This is a genomic window from Streptomyces parvus (assembly GCF_032121415.1).
GTDB classification, from domain to species: domain Bacteria; phylum Actinomycetota; class Actinomycetes; order Streptomycetales; family Streptomycetaceae; genus Streptomyces; species Streptomyces globisporus_A.
The window spans coordinates 3,419,768-3,431,780 of sequence record NZ_CP135079.1 but is presented as its reverse complement, the minus strand read 5'-3'; the positions used below and the strand labels follow the sequence as shown (position 1 = coordinate 3,431,780).

9 protein-coding genes and 1 tRNA gene are annotated in these 12,013 nt (G+C 69.5%); 9 read left to right on the top strand and 1 reads right to left on the bottom strand.

Annotated elements, in window-relative coordinates; all coding sequences use genetic code 11:
* Positions 1-397: 397 nt before the first annotated feature.
* The 8 genes from dnaN to RNL97_RS16305 all read left to right on the top strand — a co-directional run bounded on the left by dnaN (position 398) and on the right by RNL97_RS16305 (position 10,498).
* Entirely contained in the window at positions 398-1,528 is a 1,131-nt protein-coding gene (gene dnaN / locus RNL97_RS16340; RefSeq protein ID WP_003967886.1) for a DNA polymerase III subunit beta, read from the top strand.
* A 164-nt stretch (positions 1,529-1,692) separates the two neighbouring features.
* Positions 1,693-2,577 carry a phosphogluconate dehydrogenase (NAD(+)-dependent, decarboxylating) gene (gnd, locus tag RNL97_RS16335; protein WP_313750861.1) on the top strand — a complete coding sequence of 295 codons (885 nt, stop codon included), beginning with the start codon at positions 1,693-1,695 and terminating at the stop codon, positions 2,575-2,577.
* A gap of 107 nt (positions 2,578-2,684) precedes the next feature.
* Positions 2,685-3,815: a DNA replication/repair protein RecF gene (gene recF, locus RNL97_RS16330; protein WP_313750860.1), complete on the top strand. Its 1,131-nt coding sequence runs from the start codon at positions 2,685-2,687 to the stop codon at positions 3,813-3,815.
* On the top strand, positions 3,812-4,396 hold the full coding sequence (locus RNL97_RS16325; RefSeq protein WP_374115135.1) for a DciA family protein: 585 nt from the start codon (positions 3,812-3,814) through the stop codon (positions 4,394-4,396). Before recF ends, RNL97_RS16325 begins: the two co-directional genes overlap by 4 nt.
* 469 nt (positions 4,397-4,865) lie before the next feature.
* Positions 4,866-6,938 (top strand): DNA topoisomerase (ATP-hydrolyzing) subunit B, encoded by a 2,073-nt coding sequence (gene gyrB, locus RNL97_RS16320; protein ID WP_030579519.1) that lies wholly within the window; start codon positions 4,866-4,868, stop codon positions 6,936-6,938.
* 47 nt (positions 6,939-6,985) lie between these two features.
* Positions 6,986-9,628, top strand: a complete 2,643-nt coding sequence (gene gyrA / locus RNL97_RS16315) for a DNA gyrase subunit A (protein ID WP_030579522.1) — start codon at positions 6,986-6,988, stop codon at positions 9,626-9,628.
* Positions 9,629-9,722: 94 nt separating this feature from the next.
* The gene (locus tag RNL97_RS16310; protein WP_030579525.1) at positions 9,723-10,343 is read left to right on the top strand and encodes a DUF3566 domain-containing protein; all 621 of its coding nucleotides are present in this window, start codon (positions 9,723-9,725) and stop codon (positions 10,341-10,343) included.
* 78 nt (positions 10,344-10,421) lie between these two features.
* Positions 10,422-10,498: transfer RNA gene (locus tag RNL97_RS16305), tRNA-Ile, on the top strand.
* 264 nt (positions 10,499-10,762) lie between these two features.
* Here the strand turns inward: RNL97_RS16305 and RNL97_RS16300 are convergent.
* Complete coding sequence (locus RNL97_RS16300; protein ID WP_030585938.1) at positions 10,763-11,140, bottom strand: DUF6344 domain-containing protein; 378 nt, start codon at positions 11,138-11,140, stop codon at positions 10,763-10,765.
* A gap of 290 nt (positions 11,141-11,430) precedes the next feature.
* On the opposite strand from RNL97_RS16300, the gene RNL97_RS16295 reads away from it, so the two are divergent.
* Positions 11,431-11,565 carry a DLW-39 family protein gene (locus RNL97_RS16295; RefSeq protein WP_003958712.1) on the top strand — a complete coding sequence of 45 codons (135 nt, stop codon included), beginning with the start codon at positions 11,431-11,433 and terminating at the stop codon, positions 11,563-11,565.
* Positions 11,566-12,013: the final 448 nt, after the last annotated feature.

The window sequence follows — 12,013 nt, the reverse complement described above, 5'->3', positions numbered from 1 at the left end:
GGGACAGGTCTGGGGAGAAGTGGCCCCCTCCTGTGCATCGGGTGTGCAGAACTTTCGTCCGTCCACAGAAGGCGTGGGTTGTCCACGGGCGCCACCCACAGGACCGGTGGACAAAAAACAGTTGCTGACCTGCGCAAACGACGTTATCCACGGTATCCACAAGGCCTACTACTACTACCACCCAGAGTTAGCCAGGAATCCGCTTCGAAGTGGGGCCTGTGTACAACTCGACCGTCGACCGCCGCGAACCTCTCGGCCCGACTTGACCCCGAGCAGCAACGGCTGTCGGTGCCGTACGTCAGACTGGACCCCGGAGCCTCCGCCGCCTCGGCAGCGGACTCCGGTCCAGACGACGAAGGCCAGCAGGGCGAGCGAGCAACAGCAGGAGGCGGTTCCGGTGAAGATCCGGGTGGAGCGCGATGTACTCGCGGAGGCGGTGGCCTGGGTGGCCCGCAGCCTCCCGGCCCGTCCGCCGGCGCCCGTTCTCGCGGGCCTTCTGCTGAAGGCCGAGGACGGGGCTCTCAGCTTCTCCAGCTTCGACTACGAGGTCTCCGCACGGGTCTCCGTCGACGCGGAGATCGACGAGGACGGCACGGTGCTCGTCTCCGGCCGGCTGCTCGCCGACATCTGCCGCGCCCTTCCCAACCGCCCGGTGGAGATCTCCACCGACGGTGTGCGGGCCACGGTCGTCTGCGGCTCCTCCCGCTTCACCCTCCACACACTGCCTGTGGAGGAGTACCCCGCGCTGCCGCAGATGCCGACCGCCACGGGCACCGTCCCCGGCGAGGTCTTCGCCTCGGCCGCCGCCCAGGTCGCCATCGCCGCCGGCCGCGACGACACGCTGCCCGTGCTCACCGGTGTGCGGATCGAGATCGAGGGCGACACGGTCACCCTCGCCTCCACCGACCGCTACCGCTTCGCCGTCCGCGAGTTCCTGTGGAAGCCGGAGAACGCGGACGCCTCCGCCGTCGCCCTCGTGCCCGCCAAGACGCTCCTGGACACCGCCAAGGCGCTCACCAGCGGCGACACCGTCACCCTGGCGCTCTCCGGCTCCGGCGCGGGCGAGGGCCTGATCGGTTTCGAGGGCGCCGGGCGCCGCACGACCACGCGGCTGCTCGAAGGCGACCTGCCGAAGTACCGCACGCTGTTCCCGACCGAGTTCAACTCCGTCGCGGTGATCGAGACGGCCCCCTTCGTCGAGGCCGTCAAGCGCGTGGCCCTGGTCGCCGAGCGCAACACCCCCGTACGGCTCAGCTTCGAGCAGGGCGTCCTCATCCTGGAGGCCGGTTCCAGCGACGACGCACAGGCTGTGGAGAGGGTCGACGCGGTGCTGGAGGGTGACGACATCTCGATCGCCTTCAACCCGACGTTCCTGCTGGACGGACTGAGCGCGATCGACTCCCCGGTCGCCCAGCTCTCGTTCACCACGTCCACCAAGCCCGCCCTGCTCAGCGGCCGCCCGGCCGTCGACGCCGAGGCGGACGACGCGTACAAGTACCTGATCATGCCGGTGCGCCTCTCCGGCTGATCCCCCGCCCCCCCCGCCCGATCGGGGGGATGTTCTCCGCGGCAGTTTCCGGCGGGCCCGCTCGGCGCGGAGCGGGCCCGCCGCGCTGTCCCCGGCCGGGCGTAGGCTCGGTCGTGGGTGCAAACGCCCCGACGCTTATCGCCACGACGCTTAAGGAATCTCTGATGGAGCTCGGTCTCGTCGGCCTCGGCAAGATGGGCGGCAACATGCGCGAGCGCATCCGCCGCGCAGGCCACACCGTCATCGGTTACGACCGCAACCCGGATGTCACCGATGTCCACAGTCTCGAAGAGCTTGTGGGCAAGCTGAAGGGCCCGCGGGTCGTCTGGGTGATGGTCCCGGCCGGTGCCGCGACCCAGTCCACGATCGACGAGCTGGCCGAGCTGCTCTCGCCCGGCGACGTCGTCGTCGACGGCGGCAACTCGCGCTGGACCGACGACGAGAAGCACGCCGTCGAGCTGGGCATCAAGGGCATCGGCTTCGTCGACTGCGGCGTCTCCGGCGGTGTCTGGGGCCTGGAGAACGGCTACGCCCTGATGTACGGCGGCGACGCCGAGAACGTGGCGAAGGTCCAGCCGGTCTTCGACGCGCTGAAGCCCGAGGGCGACTTCGGCTCCGTCCACGCGGGCAAGGTCGGCGCCGGCCACTTCGCGAAGATGGTCCACAACGGCATCGAGTACGCCATGATGCAGGCCTACGCCGAGGGCTGGGAGCTGCTGGAGAAGGTGGACTCCGTCACCGATGTGCGCGAGGTCTTCCGCTCCTGGCAGGAGGGCACGGTCATCCGTTCCTGGCTGCTCGACCTCGCGGTCAACGCCCTGGACGACGACGAGCACCTGGACAAGCTCCGGGGCTTCGCCGCCGACTCGGGCGAGGGCCGCTGGACGGTGGAGGCGGCGATCGACAACGCGGTGCCGCTGCCCGCGATCACGGCGTCGCTGTTCGCGCGGTTCGCCTCGCGCCAGGACGACTCGCCGCAGATGAAGATGATCGCCGCGCTGCGCAACCAGTTCGGCGGCCACGCGGTCGAGTCCAAGACCGAGAACTGACCGGGCCCGCCGCCGAAGAACCGGCGGCGCGCACCGCGTAACAACGCACCGGGGCGGAACAGCCTGCGCAGCGGAAGCACCGACAGCAACGGGAGAGGGTGGCCACCATGCACGTCACGCATCTCTCGCTGGCCGACTTCCGCTCGTACGCCCGGGTCGAGGTCCCTCTCGACCCGGGCATCACCGCGTTCGTAGGGCCCAACGGCCAGGGCAAGACCAATCTCGTCGAGGCCGTCGGCTATCTCGCCACCCTCGGCAGCCACCGGGTCTCCTCGGACGCCCCGCTCGTGCGCATGGGCGCGGAGCGGGCGGTGATCCGGGCGGCGGTGACCCAGGGCGAGCGTTCGCAGCTGGTCGAGCTGGAGCTGAACCCGGGCCGGGCGAACCGGGCCCGTATCAACAGGTCCTCGCAGGTCAGACCGCGTGATGTGCTCGGCATCGTGCGGACCGTGCTCTTCGCGCCGGAGGACCTGGCGCTGGTCAAGGGCGATCCCGGTGAGCGGCGGAGGTTCCTGGACGAGCTGGTCACCGCGCGTTCGCCCCGGATGGCCGGGGTCCGCTCCGACTACGAACGCGTGCTCAAGCAGCGCAACACCCTGCTGAAATCCGCGGCGATGGCCCGGCGGCACGGTGGCCGTTCGATGGATCTGTCCACCCTGGACGTCTGGGACCAGCACCTGGGTCAGGTGGGCGCCGAGCTGCTCGCGCAGCGCCTCGATCTGATCGCCGCGCTCCAGCCGCTGGCGGACAAGGCGTACGGGGACGTCGCGCCGGGCGGTGGTCCGGTGTCGCTGGAGTACCGCAGCTCGGTCGGCGAGGACGTGGGTCCCGAGCGCACCCGCGATGAGCTGTACGAACAGCTCATCGCGGCGCTCGCGGGCGTCCGGAAGCAGGAGATCGAGCGGGGCGTGACGCTGGTCGGCCCGCACCGGGACGATCTGCTGCTGGGCCTGCGCGGGATGCCGGCCAAGGGGTACGCGAGTCACGGCGAGTCCTGGAGCTATGCGCTGGCGCTGCGTCTTGCCAGTTTCGAGCTGCTGCGTTCCGAGGGCAACGAGCCGGTGCTGGTGCTGGACGATGTCTTCGCCGAGCTGGACGCCCGCCGCCGGGAGCGGCTGGCGGAGCTGGTGGCCCCCGGGGAGCAGGTGCTGGTGACGGCGGCGGTCGCGGAGGACGTGCCGGGCGTGCTGGCGGGGACGCGGTACGCGGTGACCGCGGGCGAGGTGGAGCGCGTATGAACGGCCGGGACGCGGCACCGGGCGGGGCGGGCCCGGTCGGCGGTATGCCGGAGGCCGGGAGCCCGAAGCCGCCCGAGGTGTCCGGGGTCGATCTGGCCCGGGTCGCGTTGCGGGCCGCGAAGGAGCAGGCCCGGGCGCGGGGTGCGGCGGCGCAGCAGAAGAAGCAGGCACGGCGGGGTGGCGGACTGCGCTCGGGCGCCCGCTCGGACGGCCGGGACCCGCAGGCGCTGGGCTCCGCGATCAACCGGCTGATCACCGAGCGGGGCTGGGAGACGCCCGCGGCGGTCGGCGGGGTGATGGGCCGGTGGCCGCAGATCGTCGGCGACGACCTGGCGAAGCACTGCCTCCCCCTGCGGTACGACGACGATCCGGCCGCCCGGGTGCTGACCGTGAGCTGCGACTCGACGGCGTGGGCGACGCAGCTGCGGCTGCTGGCCCCCCAGCTGGTGGCCCGGTTGAACGCGGATCTGGGGCAGGGCACCGTAAGGATGATCAAGGTGGTCGGGCCGGGGGGCCCGGAGCGCCGGTACGGCCCGTTGCGGGCACCCGGCAGCAAGGGCCCGGGCGACACCTACGGATGAGCCTCGGGGCGCCGGCCGAGGCGGCCGGGCCGCCGTGGGGCCGGACCGGGAAGCAGCCGTGGCCGCGGTCGGGTTCCCGGCCTCCCCTTCTGTTCCGTGCGGATCACCGCTCGATAGCGCTGAGCTGCAATTTTGGCGTAAAATTGTCGTGTACCGGGCGATCTTCTGGGTGGGTTCGTCAGGGTTCGCGCACCAGGAAACCGGACGGTACGGCCGGAGCGTCCCTCACCGTAGCGGTGGGTTGACAGGCCGAAGCGCTCAAAGCCCTTCAGGGCCTCTTGGAGCCCCTTCCCGGATATGGGGAGTCGTCAGTCGCTCATTCAGGGCGGCACATGCGTACTCAGGTACCGGCAAACCCCCATTCATGTCAGCGCTACCGGTAGACTGGTGAGTAATCCCGCCGCTGAGGCGGGAGTCGTCGATACAAGCCGAACGACGCAGCCGCTCCCGCCTGTCCGGAGAACGGCCTGTGCTGTGCCAGAAAGGGCGCTTCGTGGCCGATTCCGGCAACCCCAACGAGAACATTCCGTCCACGGCCGGTGTGCCGGGCGAGGTCCCCGAGACCTCGTACGACGCCAGCGCGATCACCGTGCTGGAAGGGCTGGACGCGGTCCGCAAGCGGCCTGGCATGTACATCGGCTCGACCGGTGAGCGCGGCCTGCACCACCTCGTGCAAGAGGTCGTCGACAACTCCGTCGACGAAGCGATGGCGGGCCACGCGGACACCATCGACGTCACGATCCTCCCCGACGGCGGGGTGCGGGTCATCGACAACGGCCGCGGTATCCCGGTCGGCATCGTGCCGTCCGAAGGGAAGCCGGCCGTCGAGGTCGTGCTGACCGTGCTGCACGCGGGCGGCAAGTTCGGCGGCGGCGGCTACGCCGTCTCCGGCGGTCTGCACGGCGTCGGCGTCTCCGTCGTCAACGCCCTGTCCACCCGGGTCTCCGTCGAGGTCAAGACCGACGGCCACCGCTGGACCCAGGACTACAAGCTCGGCGTCCCCACCGCCCCGCTGGCGCAGCACGAGGCCACCGAGGAGACCGGCACCACGGTCACCTTCTGGGCCGACGGGGACATCTTCGAGACCACCGAGTACAGCTTCGAGACCCTCTCGCGCCGCTTCCAGGAGATGGCGTTCCTCAACAAGGGCCTCACCCTCAAGCTCACCGACGAGCGCGAGTCGGCGAAGGCGACGGCGGGCGCGGACAGCGCGGACGCGGCCGAGCCCGCCGAGGAGGAGGCCGCCCGCTCGGTCACGTACCACTACGAAAACGGCATCGTCGATTTCGTGAAGTACCTCAACTCCCGCAAGGGCGACGTCATCCACCAGTCGGTGATCGACATCGAGGCCGAGGACAAGGACCGTCTCCTCTCGGCCGAGATCGCGATGCAGTGGAACACGCAGTACACCGAAGGCGTCTACTCCTTCGCCAACGCGATCCACACGCACGAGGGCGGTACGCACGAGGAGGGCTTCCGTGCGGCGCTGACCTCGTTGGTCAACCGGTACGCGCGCGACAAGAAGCTGCTGCGCGAGAAGGACGACAACCTCACCGGCGAGGACGTCCGCGAGGGCCTCACCGCGATCATCTCGGTGAAGCTGGGCGAGCCGCAGTTCGAGGGCCAGACGAAGACCAAGCTGGGCAACACGGAGGCCAAGACCTTCGTGCAGAAGGTCGTCCACGAGCAGCTGACGGACTGGTTCGACCGGAATCCCAACGAGGCCGCCGACATCATCCGCAAGGGCATCGCCGCCTCGACCGCCCGTGTGGCGGCCCGCAAGGCGCGCGACCTGACGCGGCGCAAGGGGCTCCTGGAGAGCGCCTCGCTGCCGGGCAAGCTCAGTGACTGCCAGTCGAACGACCCCACCAAGTGCGAGATCTTCATCGTCGAGGGTGACTCCGCCGGCGGTTCGGCGAAGTCCGGCCGCAACCCGATGTACCAGGCGATCCTGCCCATCCGAGGCAAGATCCTGAACGTCGAGAAGGCCCGGATCGACAAGATCCTCCAGAACACCGAGGTCCAGGCGCTGATCTCGGCGTTCGGCACCGGGGTCCACGAGGACTTCGACATCGAGAAGCTCCGCTATCACAAGATCATTCTCATGGCGGACGCCGACGTCGACGGCCAGCACATCAACACCCTGCTGCTGACCTTCCTCTTCCGCTTCATGAAGCCGCTGGTCGAGGCCGGGCACGTCTACCTCTCGCGCCCGCCGCTCTACAAGATCAAGTGGGGTCGGGACGACTTCGAGTACGCGTACTCGGACCGGGAGCGCGACGCCCTGGTGGCGCTCGGCAAGCAGAACGGCAAGCGGATCAAGGAAGACTCGATCCAGCGCTTCAAGGGCCTCGGCGAGATGAACGCCGAGGAGCTGCGTGTCACGACCATGGACGTCGACCACCGGGTCCTCGGCCAGGTCACGCTGGACGACGCCGCCCAGGCCGACGACCTGTTCTCGGTGCTCATGGGTGAGGACGTCGAGGCGCGGCGCTCGTTCATCCAGCGCAACGCCAAGGACGTCCGCTTCCTCGACATCTGAGTCGGCCGCACCAGCCACGCCGCAGCTCGAAAGGACTTTGACCAGCAATGGCCGACGAGAACACCCCTGTGACACCTGAATCCGTGACGCCCGAGGAGGAGGGCACCATCCCCGGTGTGGGGATGCGTGTCGAGCCCGTCCAGCTCGAGACGGAGATGCAGCGCTCCTATCTCGACTACGCGATGTCCGTCATCGTCTCGCGTGCGCTGCCCGACGTACGGGACGGCCTCAAGCCCGTCCACCGCCGGGTGCTGTACGCGATGTACGACGGCGGGTACCGCCCCGAGAAGGGCTTCTACAAGTGCGCCCGCGTCGTCGGTGACGTCATGGGTACGTACCACCCGCACGGCGACTCCTCCATCTACGACGCCCTGGTGCGCCTCGCGCAGCACTGGTCGATGCGCATGCCGCTGGTGGACTCCAACGGCAACTTCGGTTCCCCGGGCAACGACCCGGCCGCCGCCATGCGGTACACCGAGTGCAAGATGATGCCGCTGTCCATGGAGATGGTCCGGGACATCGACGAGGAGACCGTCGACTTCCAGGACAACTACGACGGCCGCAACCAGGAGCCGACGGTCCTGCCGGCACGCTTCCCGAACCTGCTGGTCAATGGCTCCGCGGGGATCGCGGTGGGCATGGCGACCAACATCCCGCCGCACAACCTCCGCGAGGTCGCCGCCGGCGCCCAGTGGTACCTGGAGCACCCCGAGGCCTCGCACGAGGAGCTGCTGGACGCGCTGATCGAGCGCATCAAGGGCCCCGACTTCCCCACCGGCGCGCTGGTCGTGGGCCGCAAGGGCATCGAGGAGGCGTACCGCACCGGCCGGGGCTCGATCACGATGCGCGCGGTCGTCGCGGTCGAGGAGATCCAGGGCCGCCAGTGCCTGGTCGTCACGGAGCTTCCGTACCAGACCAACCCCGACAACCTCGCGCAGAAGATCGCCGACCTGGTCAAGGACGGCAAGGTCGGCGGGATCGCGGACGTCCGCGACGAGACCTCCTCGCGTACGGGGCAGCGCCTGGTCGTCGTCCTCAAGCGGGACGCGGTCGCCAAGGTCGTCCTGAACAACCTGTACAAGCACACCGACCTCCAGACGAACTTCGGCGCGAACATGCTGGCGCTCGTCGACGGGGTGCCGCGCACGCTGTCGATCGACGCGTTCATCCGCCACTGGGTGACGCACCAGATCGAGGTCATCGTCCGGCGGACGAAGTTCCGGCTGCGCAAGGCCGAGGAGCGGGCACACATCCTGCGCGGCCTCCTCAAGGCCCTCAACGCCATCGACGAGGTCATCGCCCTCATCCGCCGCTCGAACACGGTGGAGATCGCGCGCGAGGGCCTCATGGGCCTGCTGGAGATCGACGAGCTCCAGGCGAACGCGATCCTGGAGATGCAGCTGCGCCGGCTGGCCGCGCTGGAGCACCAGAAGATCACCGCCGAGCACGACGAGCTCCAGGCGAAGATCAACGAGTACAACGAGATCCTGGCCTCGCCCGCCAAGCAGCGCACCATCGTCAGTGAGGAGCTGGCGGCGATCGTCGAGAAGTTCGGCGACGACCGGCGCTCCCAGCTGGTGCCCTTCGACGGTGACATGTCCATCGAGGACCTGATCGCCGAGGAGGACATCGTCGTCACGATCTCCCGCAGCGGCTATGTGAAGCGCACGAAGACGGACGACTACCGCTCGCAGAAGCGCGGCGGCAAGGGCGTGCGCGGGACGAAGCTGCGGGAAGACGACATCGTCGACCACTTCTTCGTCTCGACGACCCATCACTGGCTGCTGTTCTTCACGAACAAGGGCCGGGTCTACCGGGCCAAGGCGTACGAGCTCCCGGACGCCGGCCGGGACGCGCGCGGCCAGCACGTCGCCAACCTGCTGGCCTTCCAGCCGGACGAGAAGATCGCCCAGATCCTCGCGATCCGCGACTACGAGGCCGTGCCCTACCTGATCCTGGCGACGAAGGGCGGTCTCGTGAAGAAGACCGCGCTCAAGGACTACGACTCCCCGCGCTCGGGCGGTGTCATCGCGATCAACCTGCGCGAGATGCCGGACGGCGGCGACGACGAGCTGATCGGCGCCGAGCTGGTCTCGGCCGAGGACGATCTGCTGCTCATCAGCAAGAAGGCCCAGTCGATCCGGTTCACCGCGACGGACGACGCGCTGCGTCCGATGGGCCGCGCCACCTCGGGTGTGAAGGGGATGAGTTTCCGCGAGGGCGACGAACTCCTCTCGATGAATGTCGTCCGGCCCGGTACGTTCGTCTTCACCGCTACCGACGGCGGGTACGCGAAGCGGACCCCCGTCGACGAGTACCGCGTCCAGGGCCGCGGCGGCCTCGGTATCAAGGCCGCCAAGATCGTGGAGGACCGCGGGTCGCTCGTCGGTGCGCTGGTGGTCGAGGAGACCGACGAGATTCTCGCCATCACGCTCGGCGGTGGTGTGATTCGTACGCGAGTCAATGAAGTCAGGGAGACGGGCCGTGACACCATGGGCGTCCAACTGATCAATCTGGGCAAGCGTGATGCCGTCGTCGGCATCGCGCGCAACGCCGAGGCCGGCCGTGAGGCGGAAGAGGTCGATGGGACCGATGATGCCGAGGGCGAGACGGCTGAGGCCCACGCCGTAACCGCGGCAGAGGGCACTGTCGAGGGCACGGAGCCTTCGACCGGGGAGCACGAGGAGTAAGAGCGTGAGTGGAGCCACGGGCGCCGGTTCGGCCGCTTCCGGAGCTGGAGCGAACGGTGCCCGTGGCCCTGCCACGGACTCCCAAGGGGGCACTGTGACGGACACACGAGGGCCTCAGCCCCAGTACGAGGGTTACGCGACCGGGCCTCTGCCCGGCGAGCGTGAGCCCGCACCGGGGCCGTCGGGGCCGTACCACCCGCCCCAGGCGTACCAGGCGCCCGGCGGCGGCACCCAGGGCGGCCAGCAGCGCCCCGGAGAGGGCGGTGGCACGCTGGGCGGAGCGCAGGGTGTGGGAGGCGCCCAGGCGACGCGCAAGCCGCGCACGGGGGCGCGGACCACGCCCCGTACCCGCAAGGCCCGCCTGCGGGTGGCCAAGGCCGACCCGTGGTCGGTGATGAAGGTCAGCTTCCTGCTGTCGATCGCGCTGGGCATCTGCACGGTGGTGGCGTCGGCGGTGCTGTGGATGGTCATGGACGCGATGGGCGTCTTCGAGACCGTCGGCGGCACGATCAGCGAGGCGACCGGCTCGAACGAGAGCAACGGCTTCGATCTGCAGTCGTTCCTGTCGCTGCCGCGCGTGCTCATCTTCACCTCGGTCATCGCCGTGATCGACGTGGTCCTGGCCACGGCGCTGGCGACGCTGGGCGCCTTCATCTACAACCTGTCGGCGGGCTTCGTGGGCGGCGTGGAGCTCACGCTGGCCGAGGACGAGTAGCGCGCCGGGTATCGATTTTGGGACTGGCCCCGACGTGCGCTAATCTTCAGAAGTCAGCGCGGAGCAGCACAGCGCGGCGGGGCTATAGCTCAGTTGGTTAGAGCGCATCCCTGATAAGGATGAGGCCACAGGTTCAAATCCTGTTAGCCCCACCAGACTGAAGGCCCCTCACCGGAGACGGTGGGGGGCCTTTCGCGTTGTCGGGGTGCGGTCAGTGGCGAGGGCCGGCTGGGCGAGGCAGCCGGGCTCGCCTCCGTCGATGGTCTCCAGCCAAGTGCCGGACGCGGCCCGGACCGTGGTGGGACCTCGGCCTCCTCGGGCGGCGGCGCGGTCCCGGGGCCGGCCGCCCGGGCACGCGGAAAGGCCCCCGGCCGGTGTGAACCGGACCAGGGGCCCCGGAGTGCGGTGGGCCGCCGGGATCAGGGGGGCGGGACCGGGGAGCCGCCTTCCGGGGCTGCGTGGTGGGAGCCGCTCAGAGCGGTCGTGCGGGCGGTCTCCGCGGGGTCGAGCGACAGGTGGCGGGTGGCCGGGGAGGAGCCGTGGGCCTCGGCTCGGATGCGCTGCTTCATCGTGGGCGGGAGGGCCCGGTCACGCGGAAGGGTCCATCGGACCGAGGGAGCGATCGGGGTTGCCGCGGTGGCACCCGTGTGCTCGTGGGTCGTGGTGCTCGGCTGCGCTGCGGCGTTCGTGGCGTTCGCGGTGCTCGCCGCGGCGGTGGCGAGGCCCAGCGACGCCAGGAGGGCGAAGAAGGCGGTGATGAAGGCGGTCCAGAGGTTCTTGGGCTGGAAGGTGCTCATGGCCCCTCGCTTTCGGACGGTCCGGTTGCTGACTTCTCCGATCATGTGGATCCCGGCCGCGATTTCGGGGAGCGACGCCCGCTCTGCGCCGATCTTCGGATTAACACCACTCGTATGGTGCAACCGGGCTGGACAGGTCCTCGCGGGCGGTGAGGAGGGGGTGTCGGGAGGTCGTTCGGACGCTGTGGAGGGGGTGTCACAGGGGTCCGGGCAGGTCACCGATCGGTATCGGCCGGTGTGTATAGTCGGCGACATAAGGCCCTTACGCCAAGGAAAGACGAGGTCGCGCGGTGAAGAAGCTTCTCCTGGTCGCACTGGCCGCCATCGGCGGGCTCCTCGTGTACCGCCAGATCCAGGCGGATCGCGCCGAGCAGGATCTGTGGACGGAGGCGACCGACTCCGTGCCCGCAGGTTCGGGTGTGTGAGACGACACAGTCTGCTACGGGCCCCGGTCGCTGAGCGGCCGGGGCTTCGTGCTGTCCGGGGCCGACGCCGACGCGTCGGCCCCTTTCGTTGGTGCGGGACCGTGACGCCCCGCCCGCGAGTTCACTCAAGCGAATCAGTAGCTTGCTGAAGCAAAGAGGCTGACGGGTTCGGGCTTCCTGGTTGAGGGGGCAGCGGGTGATGGGCCGTGGACGGGTTCGGCCAAGAGCGTCACCCCCATCGGGCTGTCCCTGCGGAAGGCCGCCCGGGACCTGCCCGTGCCCGCCGTCGGTGCGACCGGTACGCGCATGACCCTGTTGATCTCGGACGGCGAGGACAACTGCGGTACGCCGGAGCCCTGTCGGGTCGCCGATCAGCTCGCCCGCTTCGGCGTCGGGCCGCGATCGACACGGTCGGCGCCGGGTAAAGGGCGCCGCACGTGAGCAGTTG

Excerpts from the sequence above, each read along its gene's own strand:
- gnd (WP_313750861.1), top strand. The coding sequence starts at position 1,693 with ATGGAGCTCGGTCTCGTCGGCCTCGGCAAGATGGGCGGCAACATGCGC.
- recF (WP_313750860.1), top strand. The coding sequence starts at position 2,685 with ATGCACGTCACGCATCTCTCGCTGGCCGACTTCCGCTCGTACGCCCGG.
- RNL97_RS16325 (WP_374115135.1), top strand. The coding sequence starts at position 3,812 with ATGAACGGCCGGGACGCGGCACCGGGCGGGGCGGGCCCGGTCGGCGGT.
- gyrA (WP_030579522.1), top strand. The coding sequence starts at position 6,986 with ATGGCCGACGAGAACACCCCTGTGACACCTGAATCCGTGACGCCCGAG.
- RNL97_RS16300 (WP_030585938.1), bottom strand. The coding sequence starts at position 11,140 with ATGAGCACCTTCCAGCCCAAGAACCTCTGGACCGCCTTCATCACCGCC.